This is a genomic window from Alcaligenes sp. PF14, assembly GCF_037150615.1.
Lineage (GTDB): Bacteria > Pseudomonadota > Gammaproteobacteria > Burkholderiales > Burkholderiaceae_B > Alcaligenes > Alcaligenes phenolicus.
Map to the genome: position 1 here is coordinate 141,844 of NZ_JBAGRS010000007.1, position 12,896 is coordinate 154,739.

The 12,896-nt window shown below is 57.1% G+C and carries 14 protein-coding genes; 6 read left to right on the plus strand and 8 right to left on the minus strand.

Features of this window, described 5'->3' with window-relative positions; all coding sequences use genetic code 11:
- Positions 1 to 3 precede the first annotated feature (3 nt).
- Together ruvX and WFM49_RS15575 are read left to right on the plus strand one after the other, a co-directional pair.
- On the plus strand, positions 4 to 411 hold the full coding sequence (ruvX, locus tag WFM49_RS15570; protein WP_009460586.1) for a Holliday junction resolvase RuvX: 408 nt from the start codon (positions 4 to 6) through the stop codon (positions 409 to 411).
- Positions 412 to 434: 23 nt separating this feature from the next.
- Positions 435 to 1,199: a lysophospholipid acyltransferase family protein gene (locus WFM49_RS15575; protein WP_009460588.1), complete on the plus strand. Its 765-nt coding sequence runs from the start codon at positions 435 to 437 to the stop codon at positions 1,197 to 1,199.
- A 5-nt stretch (positions 1,200 to 1,204) separates the two neighbouring features.
- Here the strand turns inward: WFM49_RS15575 and WFM49_RS15580 are convergent, their stop codons facing one another.
- The 8 genes from WFM49_RS15580 to mpl form a co-directional block, all read right to left on the minus strand.
- Positions 1,205 to 2,041 (minus strand): symmetrical bis(5'-nucleosyl)-tetraphosphatase, encoded by an 837-nt coding sequence (locus WFM49_RS15580; RefSeq protein ID WP_336974192.1) that lies wholly within the window; start codon positions 2,039 to 2,041, stop codon positions 1,205 to 1,207.
- A gap of 3 nt (positions 2,042 to 2,044) precedes the next feature.
- Positions 2,045 to 3,205 (minus strand): LPS export ABC transporter permease LptG, encoded by a 1,161-nt coding sequence (gene lptG, locus WFM49_RS15585; RefSeq protein WP_086061563.1) that lies wholly within the window; start codon positions 3,203 to 3,205, stop codon positions 2,045 to 2,047.
- 53 nt (positions 3,206 to 3,258) lie between these two features.
- Positions 3,259 to 3,978, minus strand: a complete 720-nt coding sequence (gene mtgA, locus WFM49_RS15590; RefSeq protein WP_035275164.1) for a monofunctional biosynthetic peptidoglycan transglycosylase — start codon at positions 3,976 to 3,978, stop codon at positions 3,259 to 3,261.
- 1 nt (position 3,979) lies between these two features.
- A complete protein-coding gene (gene aroE / locus WFM49_RS15595; RefSeq protein WP_035270447.1) occupies positions 3,980 to 4,831 on the minus strand; it encodes a shikimate dehydrogenase in 852 nt (283 codons plus the stop codon).
- Positions 4,832 to 4,937: 106 nt separating this feature from the next.
- On the minus strand, positions 4,938 to 5,807 hold the full coding sequence (locus WFM49_RS15600) for an energy transducer TonB (RefSeq protein ID WP_336974196.1): 870 nt from the start codon (positions 5,805 to 5,807) through the stop codon (positions 4,938 to 4,940).
- A gap of 5 nt (positions 5,808 to 5,812) precedes the next feature.
- On the minus strand, positions 5,813 to 7,702 hold the full coding sequence (locus tag WFM49_RS15605; protein WP_022983598.1) for a ribonuclease catalytic domain-containing protein: 1,890 nt from the start codon (positions 7,700 to 7,702) through the stop codon (positions 5,813 to 5,815).
- Between the two features lie 41 nt (positions 7,703 to 7,743).
- Positions 7,744 to 8,331 carry a YqiA/YcfP family alpha/beta fold hydrolase gene (locus WFM49_RS15610; protein ID WP_336974200.1) on the minus strand — a complete coding sequence of 196 codons (588 nt, stop codon included), beginning with the start codon at positions 8,329 to 8,331 and terminating at the stop codon, positions 7,744 to 7,746.
- A 28-nt stretch (positions 8,332 to 8,359) separates the two neighbouring features.
- Complete coding sequence (mpl, locus tag WFM49_RS15615) at positions 8,360 to 9,724, minus strand: UDP-N-acetylmuramate:L-alanyl-gamma-D-glutamyl-meso-diaminopimelate ligase (RefSeq protein ID WP_060186662.1); 1,365 nt, start codon at positions 9,722 to 9,724, stop codon at positions 8,360 to 8,362.
- A 141-nt stretch (positions 9,725 to 9,865) separates the two neighbouring features.
- Between mpl and WFM49_RS15620 the strand changes: the two genes are divergently transcribed.
- The 4 genes from WFM49_RS15620 (at position 9,866) to accC (ending at position 12,819) form a co-directional block, all read left to right on the plus strand.
- Positions 9,866 to 10,330 carry a TlpA family protein disulfide reductase gene (locus tag WFM49_RS15620; RefSeq protein WP_232466626.1) on the plus strand — a complete coding sequence of 155 codons (465 nt, stop codon included), beginning with the start codon at positions 9,866 to 9,868 and terminating at the stop codon, positions 10,328 to 10,330.
- Between the two features lie 161 nt (positions 10,331 to 10,491).
- Complete coding sequence (gene aroQ, locus WFM49_RS15625) at positions 10,492 to 10,926, plus strand: type II 3-dehydroquinate dehydratase (protein WP_009460608.1); 435 nt, start codon at positions 10,492 to 10,494, stop codon at positions 10,924 to 10,926.
- An 86-nt stretch (positions 10,927 to 11,012) separates the two neighbouring features.
- Complete coding sequence (gene accB / locus WFM49_RS15630; RefSeq protein WP_009460610.1) at positions 11,013 to 11,465, plus strand: acetyl-CoA carboxylase biotin carboxyl carrier protein; 453 nt, start codon at positions 11,013 to 11,015, stop codon at positions 11,463 to 11,465.
- 4 nt (positions 11,466 to 11,469) lie between these two features.
- Positions 11,470 to 12,819 (plus strand): acetyl-CoA carboxylase biotin carboxylase subunit, encoded by a 1,350-nt coding sequence (accC, locus tag WFM49_RS15635; protein ID WP_009460612.1) that lies wholly within the window; start codon positions 11,470 to 11,472, stop codon positions 12,817 to 12,819.
- The last annotated feature ends 77 nt before the right edge of the window (positions 12,820 to 12,896 follow it).

Here is a 12,896-nt window from a genome sequence, read left to right on the forward strand (position 1 = left end):
TCAATGGTCAGCTCGGCGCAAACCTTGCTGGCCTTTGACTATGGCCTGAAAAAAATTGGTGTGGCGCTGGGCAACACCTTGACGCGCCAGGCCCGCCCTTATACGATTTTGCGGCCCGTTACACGGGAACAGCGCTTTGCGGCTATCGAGGCTTTGCTCAAGGAATGGCAGCCCGATCGCGTCGTGGTAGGTTTGCCTTTGACCCTGGATGGTGGCGAGCAGTATGCTTCGCTGCGGTGTCGGCGTTTTGCCAACCAACTGCACGGTCGCTATGGCGTTGCAGTAGACCTGGTCGATGAGCGGGGCTCCAGCATGGAGGCTCAAGAATTGCTGGGCAATAATGACGATGATGATGCCATGGCAGCTTGCGTGATCCTGCAGCGATATCTGGACAGCCTGCCACCGGCCTGAGCTCTCTACAAGGTTGCAGCCTTTTGATTAGTTTATTTCGTTTTAGTTGGCGCGCTGTCGCTCTGATTGTGTGGATCGTGGTCGGCTTGTTAAGCGTCGGTCTGCTTTTTCCGGTATTGCGTCCAGGCGGGCGCCGCGTCATGGTGTTGCGCATGTCGCGCCTCTTGATGCTGATCTGCGGCGTGCGTGTACTGCAGCACGGCCAGGCCGTTCAGGATCGATCCGTGCTCTATGTGTCCAACCATATCTCCTGGTTGGACATTTTTGTACTCAACAGCGTGCGTAGTACCTCTTTCATTGCAAAAAGCGATATTCGCCGTTGGCCAGTGATTGGCTGGCTGGTGGCGGGTGCAGGGACGGTTTTCATTGAGCGCGGGCAGCGTCGTGCCATTCAGATTGTCAGCCAGCAAATGGCTGTGTGCTTTGAGCGTGGTGATGCCGTAGGTCTGTTCCCTGAAGGCACCACTTCAACCGGTCTGGATGTACAGCCTTTCCACGCCAGTTTGTTTGAGACGGCTATCAGCCTGAATGTGGATATTCAGCCGGTGGCTCTGGTATTTGAGCAGAAAGGCCAGCGCAGTGAGCGCTTTGCCTTTGTGGGCGAGCAGTCTCTGGTTGGCAATATCTGGGTTCTGCTCAGTGCGCGTAATGTCTCTGTGCACTGCCATTTTCTGGACCTGATGCCGGCTCAATCCTGTACGGAGTGGGGACGTTCGCAAACGGCACAAACAGCTCGTGAACAGATCCGTGCGGTCGTGTGCCCCGAGGCCGTCACTGTCGAGGCCTGATGGCTTTAGCCCGGTTTCTTGCTTTCCGGGCAGTGAATCTGAACCAGATGCCGGTCTTGCAGGCGTACAGCACTAAGCTGGCGACCCCAGACGCAGCCGGTATCCAGACTGATCACGGTAGGCGTGTTCAGCAAGCCCAGCGTAGACCAATGTCCAAAAATAATAGGAACCTGGGCACAGGCGCGATTCGGCATTTCATACCACGCTAGCAAGCCGGACTCGGCATCCGGTGCACCCTTGTGCTTGAAGTCCATGCGGCCATTCACATCGCACATGCGCATGCGGGTCAAGGTGCTGACAATGGCGCGCAGGCGATCGTAGCCTTGTAGCCCAGCATCCCAGCGATCCGGGTTGTTGCCGAACAACTCAATAATCTTTTCTTGCCAGTCATCCGCACGTAAGAGTGCTTCCAGCTCGTGGGCGTATTCCAGCGTTTGCTCCGGGCTCCAGTCGGGGTGCACTCCGGCATGTACCATCAGATGGCCATGCTCATAATGAGCCAGCGGTTGGTGTCGCAGCCAGTCCAGCAGCTCTTGTGCGTCCGGCGCGGCCAGCAGTTCCTGCAAGGTATCCTGTTTGCCGGGCTTGCGCACCCCGGCAGCGACTGCCAGACAGTGAATGTCGTGGTTGCCCAGTACACAGACGGCGCGATCGCCCAGAGAACGAATCAGGCGCAACGCTCCCAGAGAGTCCGGGCCACGGTTGACCAGATCGCCTGCAAACCAGAATTTGGCCTGGCTGTCGGCTGCAATATCAGGATGGCTGAGCAAGCTGTCCAGGGGGTGGCAGCAGCCTTGAATATCACCAATCGCCCAGATGGCGGGGGAAGTAGCTAAGGACATGATTTAGTTGGTTGTGCTGGAGTTGCGACGACGCCGGTTGTGCCGGTTTTCCATCATGATAAGAGCACTCAAGGCCATGGCCATGGCGATCAGGTTCGGAACCAGAGCGGTGACCCACGGCGCCAGATTGCTGAGCATGGCCACGTTCAAGGCCAACTGATTGATCATGAAAAAGCCCACGCCCAGCAAGATACCGGTAAAGACCTTGGTGCCCACACCGCCGTGGCGGGTCTGCATGAAGCCGATAGGCGCAGCAATGGTAATCATGACCAGCAAGGTAAAGGGGTAAGCGACTTTGCGCCACAGGGCCACAACCTGACGTTTGGTCTGCAGCTTGTTCGCGTCCAGGTAGCCGATGTAATCCTTCAGGTCCAGAATGGACATGCGCTCGGGTGTCACGACGCGTGCAATCAGTCGATCCGGCGTTAGCGTGGTGGTCAGCGTCAAGGTGGGGCGTTTTTCAATTTTGACCAGCGCTTGATCAGGCGCCTTATCCTGTGACAGAGCCGTGTGGGCCTGCTCATTGACGTGGGTTTCGGTAACGTCCTGCAAGTCCAGCTGGTTCTTGTGGAACTGTCCGCTGGGAGCTTGAGTCATTGCACTCAGGCGCTGCCCATCCGAGAAGTCGAACACGCTGACATCGCTTACTTTGCCATCGCCCTGCAGGTTGGCAATATTGATGATGCGCACCCCGCCACTGTCATTGCTCTCCTTGAACCAGTAGCCACTGTCCAGACGGCCGCCACCGGAACGTCCCAGCAAGGCCATGCCTTGCTCACTGGATTTGATCTCGGCCATGGGGGTGACATACTCGGACAAAACAAAGGCCCCCCCTACCAGGGGCAGGGTAATGGTCCAGAGCATCAGCATCATGTGCAGGCCGCTAACGCCTGACGCACGCAAAATTACCAGCTCATTGCGCTGAGCCAGACTGGCCAGGGCCAGGGTGGCACCAATCAACAGGCCAATGGGCAGCAGGTCGTACAGACGGGTGGGCAGCTCCAGGGCCTGGATGTAAAACAGATTCATCAGGGTGAACTTGGAACCGACCTTGTCCAGCTCTTCAATCAGGGCGAAAAAGGTGAACAGGCCAAGCAGGGCAATCAGCACCACGGCGCTGGAGCGATAGATTTCGGAAGCGAGATAGCGGCGTGCGGTGCGCATGAAAATAGGGCCCAGGAAAGACGTGGCTAGCTTAACAAAAATGCGGATTGCAGTCAGGGAATAGCGACTTGTCGCATACGTTGACTGATAGTGCGCGTGCGCGATTGCAAATAGGGGCTGTTACGGTTTTTGTCATAGTAGGCCGGGTTGGGCAACATGCCCGCCAGACGGGCGGCCTGCATGGCACTGAGCTTGGCCGCATCAACCTTGAAGTAGTGGCGTGCCGCCGCCTGGGCACCAAAAACGCCTTCTCCCCATTGAGCTACGTTCAGGTACAGCTCCAGGATGCGCTCCTTGCTCATGACGGTTTCAATCATATAGGTCAGAATCAATTCCTGACCTTTGCGCAGATAACTGCGTGATTCCGATAGAAACAGATTCTTGGCCAGTTGCTGGGAAATGGTAGAACCACCACGACGGCGGGTAGAGCCCTTTTCCGACTGGCGACGGTTGTATTCCCAGGCTTTGCGAATGGCATCCCATTCGACCCCCGAATGGTTCAGGAAGTTCGAATCTTCGGAGGCAATCACTGCGCGTTTCAAATTGGCGCTGATCTTGTCGTACGGCACCCATTGATAGCGCAGTTCGGCATCCGCATTGGCGCTGCGCAACTGGCCCTGCTCGGCCGCCATGAAGGTGGTCATGCGGGGCGGCACCACGCTGTACCAGAGCACCATCAGAAACAGGGCGATCTGATAAAGCAGAACACCAGCGGCCACGGCCAGAACGGCCAGGCCAGCCAGTTTCCAGGGATGGGCCAGAAGGCGACGCACGTCAGATTTGTCCGATGTCCTGGCGCAGCTGGGCCAGTACGGGTTCGACATCGGCCTCTACGCCGTGCCAGATCTGAAAGCTGGCGGCCGCTTGGCCTACCAGCATGCCAAGGCCATCTTTGCTATGTGTGGCACCGGCTTGCTCGGCGGCACGCATGAAGGCAGTGGGTTCGCTGGCATAAAACATATCGTAGGCCAGAGAGTTGCTGCGATAACGGGCATCTGGCAGTTCGGGCAGATTCTGGTTCAGGCTGGCCGAGGTGGCATTGATCACAATGTCCCAGTCGCCACAATGATCGTCCAGACCGCCCGCGCTCAGGCGGCGGGAGGCATCCGGGTCCAGAGCAACGACCTGCTCACGAATGTCGTAGGCTTTGGCGCTGGTGCGGTTGATGATGTGCAGCATTTCGCAACCGGCTTCCAATAAGGGGAACACCACTCCACGCGAGGCACCACCTGCACCGATCAGCAAGATACGCTTGCCTTCCGGGTTGTGGCCGACACGCAGCAGGTCCGAGCACAAGCCCACGCCATCGGTATTGCAGCCATGCAACTGTCCATCTTCCAGCCATAGCGTATTGACGGCTCCGGCCATGCGAGCGCGACGGCTCAAGCGTGGGCCCACCAGATCATAAGCCTGCTCTTTGAAGGGCAAGGTGACATTCAGGCCGCTGCCGTCCTTGAAAAACTCCTCCACGGTGGCGTTAAAGCCATCCAGTGGTGCCAGAATGCGCTCGTAGCTCAGGGCCAGATTGAACTGGCTGGCAAACTGCGTATGGATTTGTGGAGAGCGGCTGTGCTCGATAGGGTGACCAATAACGCCGTAGCGCTTGGCGGGAGTCGTGTCGGGCATGGTTAAGCGATGCTTGTCTTGTTGTGAGGTGTCAGCCCCAAGGCTGAAAGCGCATATTTTACCCTAGGGTCTGCTTTTGCCAGAGCTTGCTGTGGACAATACGATCTTATTGCACATCCGTGCCGTGCATACTGAGCCTGTCATGCGTAAAACTCCAGCTGCGGGTAATGACGAGTACATCCGCGCCAGGAGCCACTTGTTCGGGCAGGGGGGCGAAGGGGGCGGCCAGTTCCACAATGCGGCGGGCCGCCAGATTCAAGGCGGCCTGATCTGAAGGCTCAGTAATCTGGGCACGCAGCAGGCTGCCATCGCGCCGGATATAGACTGTCATTTGCAGTTGACCGTACAGTTGCTCGCCATTTTGCTTCGGATAGTGGCGGGTGCCGGTCTGCTCAATTTTTTGACGCCACTGATCCAGGTACTGGGCTTGTTCGCTGGCTTTGGCGCTGGGGCCTACATAGTGGTAGCGGGGTTGGCGTTGTTGTTCACGAATCTGCTCACGCAAAATCGCCAGTTGGCTATTTTGCACTTGTGGGTCCAGATCATGGTCGTTCGGGCCGGGCTCAATGGACGCGCCAATATATTCAAAGCTGGGTGTCGACAAAGGTGCCTTGTCCTGACTTTCCAGCTCGCCCAGCAGGCGCTGCTGTTCAGCTTCCAGGCTTTGCTGGCGTGCACGCAAGGCTTCCAGCACTAACTGATTCGGCAGATTGGGATCGGTCAGCGGCAAAGGATTGCTGGCTTGCCCTTGCTGATGCTCTCCGCCGCCATCCAGATTCAACTGCGCTAACAGTTGGGGACTTAACGGTGCCGAGTCGGTACTGAAATTGACCAGTGCTACATCCAGACTGTTGGCTGGTGCGGGCGAGGGCGCGCGAGCCGGCCAGAAGATCAGCAAAAGATGAATCAGTGCCGAAAGGGCGACCGCCAGCCACAAATAGTCTTTGGGCGCGTGGCGGCGGTCGAGCTTGGTCATGATCGTCAGTCAGCCGTGGCGACCGAGCGCAAACGGGCTTCCACCGTCAAAGCCAGTTCGTCGAAGGACAACAGATCCAGCGTGACTTCCTGACCACGTTCAAGTGCTGGCAGGCCGGGGACATGAAGAACCAGCGGCGCATTGCTCAGGCGCACCAGATCTTCCTTGATGAAGTTGGCCTGGACTTGCTTGATGTCGTTTTGTTGCAGCCAGCGCAGGCACCAGAAGCGCTCCAGAGACGACTGGTAGTCCGACCACTGGGTGTATTGCGATTCAAAGGCGCCAATAATGGCGTACAGATCCGCATCCTTGGGCTGGAAGGGGGCGGCCAGGCGTGCGGAGATGCCGTGCTCGGCCGCCGCCAGAATCTGGCCCTGATTGATCAGGTCCACATAACGGCGCAGAGGCGAGGTCGACCAGATGTATTGCGGCACACCAATGGATTCGTGCGGGCCGGGGGTGGTGGACATACGCGTACGCATGAACTGCTGGGAGCGGTAAATACCGGGCACATTGTGCTCGGCCAGCAAACCGCCCCACAGCTGATTGGCCAGAATCATGTATTCAGCCACCAGCAGGCTTAGCGGCGCATTGCGCACGCGTGGCACCAGACGAATGATGGAGTTTGGATCGTCGTGCGGGCCATCCAGCTCGAAGCTGTATTCCACACGGTTATTGTTTTCCGGTTTGCCACGCACGGCTTCACGCTGGGCTGACAGTTGGCGCGAGAAGTTCCATAGCGGACGCAGCCATTGTGCATAGGGCAGTTCGGCGTTTTCGTCGGCCAGAGCTTCTTCGCTGATGAGCGGGTCCAGCTCGTGCTGGCGCAGGTTGCCCGCCACGGTAATGCGTTCCAGACGAGTCTGATGCGACAGGATTTCACCAGTGCTGATGTCGGCGTCTACATACAGCGACAGGGTAGGACGAGTCTGCCCTTGATCCAGGGAGAAATGCGCGATCAGCTCGGGCGGCAGCATAGGGATCTTGTAGCCCGGTGTGTATACCGTTGCCATGCGATTGCGGGCAATCTGGTCGATCTCGTTGCCACGAGCCAAGGCCAGCGAAGGCACGGCAATGTGAACCCCGATACGCAGGCGGCCCGGTTCCGGATGCTGGACGGACAGGGCGTCGTCAATTTCAATCGTATTGGCGTCGTCCACCGAGTAGGCGGTGACATCGGCCTCGGGCAGGTCCTGCCCCCAATTTTGCAGGGCAATCTCCGGAAAGCCTGTCCCTTTGGGGAAGTGCGCGGCCAAAAAGCGATGTTGATGCAAAGTCAGTGGATTGGACCAGGCACCCAGCGACAGCAGCAGCTTTTCCGTGCTGACACCCAGTTCTTTCTGGGCCTGATCAAACGCTTTCCACTCCAGCGTGTTCTTGTCTGGCTGAGTCAGGAAGGTGCTGGCTTTCTCGGCAACTTCGGGCGGCAGTTCGCCCTTGATCATCTGTTCGGCCCAGGTCTGGATTTGCTCTTGCTGCAGGCGTTTCTTTTCAATGGCGGCCAGAGCGGCTTGCAAAATTTCTGGCGGAGCAGGGCGGTACAGCCCTTTGCCACGACGGTGAAAGTAGGCGGGTGCGCTGTGCAGGGCAAAGATGGTGCCGGTTTTTTCGACAGCGCTGGGCGCGTGACCGAAATAATCCTGTGCCAGCGTGGACGCTTCAAACTCCTCCTGGGGGGCGCATTCCCATAAAAAATTGATATCCAGGGATTCGGCCAGCGCTTGGGCTTTTTCCAGCAGTTCTGCCGGGGCGGGCTGCTCGAAGGTAAATAGAACGCTGTTTTTCTTTATTTTGCTGCGTTTGCCAGACGCGGATTCCACCTGCATGGTGGTATCGCTGTCAGAAAATATTTTTTCTGCTTTGAAATTACCGCTGTCTTCAAAAAGGACGTACATGATTTTCCATCTGGATGGTGCTGGCCATCCGGTAAAGATAGTTAAGGTTGTTGCAGGGCAAAGCGCAAAATTTCGTCGATCCAGGGATCAAAGTCGGTCAGGCCGTGATCTCCGCCTTCCAGAATGTGACCTTGGCTGCCTTTGTACCAGTCCGCCATCTCGCGCCAGTTCAGGACTTCATCACCTTTGGCGGCCAGCAGGTAAAAGCGCTGGGGATCGCTGGGGCGTGGTACGTGAATGTCGTTGAGCTCATCCACATAGTCGGGCAGGAAGTGAAACGGGGCGGGCGAGTGATAACAGACATGCTCGCCCACCTGCGTAGCCAGATCGCGCCCTGCGTAGACCACCGGGTTAAGCAGCACGGCGCGGCTGTGATAGTGCTGCGCCAGGTGGCTGGCATAGTAACCGCCCAGCGAGGAGCCGATCACACACAATTGATCGGCGCTCATGCCCGCCTGCATTGCCGTGTCCACAATGCGCTTGCACATGGCAATGGCCTGGGCCGGGCTGGCGGGCAATTGCGGGCAGCGCCACAGGTGCAGCAAGCCCCTGTCCTGCATGGTTTGTTTCAGGCGCTGCGCTTTGTAGGACGAAGGCGAGGAACGAAAGCCGTGTAGATAGAGGATCATGGAGGCACCTGCTATATAGATAAGAGGGTCAGCGTGACAGTTGATCCAGCAGGCGCTGATGAATGCCGCCAAAGCTGCCGTTACTCATCACGACAATGGCATCGCCGGGCTGGCTGGCCTGAACAATGGCCTGAACCATTTTATCCAAATCATTCCACGCTGTGGCGCGATCCCCTAAAGGAGCCAGGACCTTGGCCGCATCCCAACCCAGCGCGTGCTTGCCCTGGGTCTCGCCGTAGCAAAAAACCAGGTCGGCATCTTCCAGCGAACCGGGCAGGCGGGCAGCCATGGCACCCAGCTTCATGGTGTTGGAGCGTGGCTCCAACACGGCCAGAATTCGGGTGGCTTTACCTGTCTGGCTGCGCAAACCGGCTAGCGTAGTAGCAATGGCGGTAGGGTGATGGGCAAAATCGTCGTAGACGGTAATGTCATTGACCACGCCACGCACTTCCATGCGGCGCTTGATGCCGGCGAATTGGCTCAGTGCCGCGCAAGCCTGTTCAGGTTTGACGCCCACATGGTGGGCAGCGGCGATGGCGGCCAGAGCGTTCAGGCGATTGTGTTCGCCGGTCAGTGTCCATTGGACGATGCCTTGGGACTGGCCTTTGAACATCACGTCGAAAGAGGTGGCGCTGATTGCCTTGCTGTCCCAATCTCCGTCGGGGCCAAACTGTTCAACCGGCGTCCAGCATCCACGGGCCAGGGTTTCGTCCAGGCTGGGGGTGTGGGTGGGACGCAGAATCAGCCCGGTGGAGGGGATGGTACGCACCAGATGGTGAAATTGGGTCTGGATGGCGTGCAGATCAGGGAAGATATCAGCGTGATCGTATTCCAGATTGTTCAGGATGGCCGTGCGGGGGCGGTAGTGAACAAATTTGGAGCGCTTGTCGAAAAAGGCGGTGTCGTATTCGTCGGCCTCGATCACAAACAAGGATTGTTCTGGATTGAAGCGGGCCGACACACCCAGGCCGGGGGCCACGCCACCGATCAGGAAGTTGGGGGACAGCTGGGCCTGTTCCAGGATCCAGCCCAGCATGGAGCTGGTGGAGGTCTTGCCGTGCGTGCCGGCCACGGCCAGAACGTGCTGCTTGTGCAGAATGTTCTCGCCCAGCCATTGCGGGCCGGATGTATAAGGCAGACCCTGATCCAGAATGGCTTCCATCAGAGGATTACCGCGCGTAACTACATTGCCCACTATATAGAGATCAGGGGACAGCCTGGTTTGCTCTGCGCCAAAGCCTTCAATAAGCTCAATGCCTTGTTCTTCCAGCTGCGTGCTCATGGGCGGGTAGACCCCGGCATCGCAACCGGTAACCGTATGGCCAGCCGAGCGGGCAATCAGGGCCAGACCACCCATGAATGTGCCGCAAATTCCTAGTATATGTATGTGCATGACAATCCTCCGGCCTGTATTCTAGACGACTGTTTGATCTGATGCGTGAGCTTTGGTGAGGGCCGGTGCTATCATCCCCAGATGATATTTTTTCAGGTGTGAGCCGGTATGCGTAGGCGTCTTTTTCTGCAGAAATCGCTAGTGTGTGCAAGTCTTTTGGCCCTGCATCCCGCCCCTTGGGCCAGTTTGCTGCCTTCAGACCCCTTCCTGGCGCAAAGCTTCAAGGATCTTCAGGGCGAAGATCGTGCGCTCTCTACTTATATAGGCAAGCCCCTGGTGGTCAACTTCTGGGCGACCTGGTGTGCACCTTGCGTCAAGGAAATGCCGGATCTGCAGGAACTGCACAAACGCTACCCCGAGGTGAACTTTGTGGGTATTGCAGTGGACTCGCTGGATAACGTGAAAGAGTTTCTGGAACGCGTGCCGGTCAGTTACGACATTTTGCTGGCTGGTTCGGGCGGCCTGAAACAAATGCGCAGCGTGGGCAATAAAAAGGGCGGATTGCCCTTTACTGTCGTGTTTGGCAGCAATGGCCGGGTCAGCGAACGCATTTTGGGCCAGATAGATCCCGAAAAGTTGGACGAAGTTATTAAAGCTCAACGCTAACTGGCCGACTTTTTCGCTTAATTTCGTCAAATTGTCGGTCTGGTCCACCCCTGTTTCAAACGGGATGGGTCCAATGCTAACTGTTTGTAAGCCAAGCAGGTTTATGGACAAATGACGTTATTTAGCGTAAAAAGGCGGTCTGTCTTGACGAAAAATCCGCTATGGCGAAACATGTCCTGGTCCTTAACGGGCCCAACCTCAACCTGCTGGGTACCCGAGAACCCGATGTCTACGGACATCAGACTCTCGACGATATCAACAGTGGTTTACAGGTGCTGGCCGACCAGCATGGCGCGCAGTGTCATTTTTTTCAAAGTAATCACGAAGGCGGGCTCGTCGATCGAATTCATCAAGCCCGTACCGAGGGCGTGGATTTCATCCTGATCAATGCTGGGGCCTACACCCATACCAGCGTGGCGATACGGGATGCGCTTGCCGGTGTCGGTATTCCGTTTATTGAAGTTCATCTGTCCAATGTTCACCGTCGTGAGCCGTTCCGTCACCACTCCTATCTCTCTGACATCGCTAGCGGTGTCATTGTTGGTTTGGGGGCCTACGGTTATGAAGCCGCGCTGCGGTTTGCTTTGAATAGTTAGGCGGTTCGTTTCGTTTTTTTGACCAATATTTTTTTAATGCCGTCCTGACCCAGTCAGTGGCTAGTGCGGCGTTGCGGGAAGTACGCATGGATCTTAGAAAACTCAAAACCCTGATCGATCTGGTAGCCGAGTCTGGCATTGCCGAACTGGAAATCACTGAAGGTGATGACAAGGTTCGCATTGTGAAATTTTCGCAAAGCTCGGCAGCTCCCGTGGTCTATGCTCCCGAGGCTCCTGTAGCCCAGGTGGTAGCCCCCGCCGCTGGCGCTCCTGCCGCAGCTCCCGCTGCACCCGCCGTTCCCGAAGGCCACGCCGTCAAGGCTCCTATGGTCGGCACGTTCTACCGTGCTCCTAGCCCAGGTGCTGCTCCTTTTGTGGAAGTGGGCCAGACGGTCAAGGAAGGCGAGCCTTTGTGCATTATCGAAGCCATGAAGCTGCTCAACGAGATCGAAGCCGACAAGTCCGGCGTGATCAAGGAAATTTTGGTTGAAAACGGCGGGCCGGTGGAATACGGTCAGACTCTGTTCGTCATCGGTTGATGATATGTTTGAAAAAATCCTAATCGCCAATCGGGGCGAAATTGCCTTGCGTATCCAGCGCGCTTGCCGCGAGATGGGTATCAAGACAGTCGTCGTTTATTCTGAAGCTGATCGTGGTGCCAAGTACGTGCGTCTGGCCGACGAGGCCGTGTGTATTGGCCCCGCCCAAGCCCGTGACAGCTACCTGAGCATGCCTGCCATTATCTCGGCAGCAGAAGTCACCGATGCGGAAGCCATTCACCCTGGCTATGGCTTTATGGCTGAAAACGCGGACTTCGCTGATCGTGTCGAAAAGAGCGGTTTTGTCTTTATCGGCCCACGTCCCGAGAACATCCGCACGATGGGCGATAAGGTCATGGCCAAAAAAGCCATGATCGAGGCCGGTGTGCCTGTGGTTCCCGGTTCGGATGGCGCCTTGCCCGACGATCCCGCAGAAATCGTGCGCATTGCCCGTGAAGTGGGCTACCCGGTCATCATCAAGGCCTCTGGCGGTGGTGGTGGTCGCGGTATGCGCGTGGTCTACACCGAAGCCGCTTTGCTGACGGCCGTTGCCACGACCAAAACCGAAGCCGCCGCTGCGTTCAATAATCCCGAGGTCTACATGGAAAAGTACCTCGAGAATCCACGCCATATCGAAATTCAGGTATTGGCGGATGGTGATCGCAATGCCGTCTGGCTGGGTGAGCGCGACTGCTCCATGCAGCGTCGTCACCAGAAAGTGATTGAAGAAGCACCGGCTCCAGGTATTCCGCGTCGCCTGATCGAGCGTATCGGCGAGCGTTGTGCCGATGCCTGCCGTCGCATGCGTTACCGCGGTGCTGGTACGTTTGAATTCCTGTATGAAAACGGCGAGTTCTTCTTTATCGAGATGAACACCCGTATTCAGGTCGAACACACCATCACTGAAATGATCACCGGCATTGATCTGGTCCAGGAGCAGATCAAAGTGGCCGCAGGCGAGAAGTTCGTGCTGCGCCAGCGTGACATCGAGTTTGAAGGTCACTCGATCGAATGCCGTATCAACGCGGAAGATCCATTCAACTTCGTACCAAGCCCGGGCTTGATTACCAAGTGGCACACTCCCGGTGGCCCTGGCGTGCGTATCGACTCGCACGTGTTCACCGGCTACACCGTGCCGCCGTACTACGATTCCATGATTGCCAAGCTGATTACCTACGGTAAGACGCGCGAGCAAGCCATTGCCCGTATGGACATTGCCTTGTCCGAAATGGTGGTGGAAGGGATCAAGACGAACGTGGATCTGCACCGGGAATTGATGCAGGACGCCAGCTTCAAGGCAGGCGGCACCAGCATTCACTACCTGGAACAAAAGCTGGCCCAACGTAGCAAGTAAGGGCAGCAACAGGTCAGGCCACAGCCCTGACCTGACAAGAATGATGACTATGTAAAACAGGGGCGAGCCCCCTGTTT

What these genes read in the sequence shown, in the direction of transcription:
- ruvX (WP_009460586.1), top strand. Translation starts at nt 4, where the DNA reads ATGGTCAGCTCGGCGCAAACCTTGCTGGCCTTTGACTATGGCCTGAAA.
- WFM49_RS15580 (WP_336974192.1), bottom strand. Translation starts at nt 2,041, where the DNA reads ATGTCCTTAGCTACTTCCCCCGCCATCTGGGCGATTGGTGATATTCAA.
- lptG (WP_086061563.1), bottom strand. Translation starts at nt 3,205, where the DNA reads ATGCGCACCGCACGCCGCTATCTCGCTTCCGAAATCTATCGCTCCAGC.
- aroE (WP_035270447.1), bottom strand. Translation starts at nt 4,831, where the DNA reads ATGCCCGACACGACTCCCGCCAAGCGCTACGGCGTTATTGGTCACCCT.
- WFM49_RS15600 (WP_336974196.1), bottom strand. Translation starts at nt 5,807, where the DNA reads ATGACCAAGCTCGACCGCCGCCACGCGCCCAAAGACTATTTGTGGCTG.
- WFM49_RS15605 (WP_022983598.1), bottom strand. Translation starts at nt 7,702, where the DNA reads ATGTACGTCCTTTTTGAAGACAGCGGTAATTTCAAAGCAGAAAAAATA.
- WFM49_RS15610 (WP_336974200.1), bottom strand. Translation starts at nt 8,331, where the DNA reads ATGATCCTCTATCTACACGGCTTTCGTTCCTCGCCTTCGTCCTACAAA.
- mpl (WP_060186662.1), bottom strand. Translation starts at nt 9,724, where the DNA reads ATGCACATACATATACTAGGAATTTGCGGCACATTCATGGGTGGTCTG.
- aroQ (WP_009460608.1), top strand. Translation starts at nt 10,492, where the DNA reads ATGGCGAAACATGTCCTGGTCCTTAACGGGCCCAACCTCAACCTGCTG.
- accB (WP_009460610.1), top strand. Translation starts at nt 11,013, where the DNA reads ATGGATCTTAGAAAACTCAAAACCCTGATCGATCTGGTAGCCGAGTCT.
- accC (WP_009460612.1), top strand. Translation starts at nt 11,470, where the DNA reads ATGTTTGAAAAAATCCTAATCGCCAATCGGGGCGAAATTGCCTTGCGT.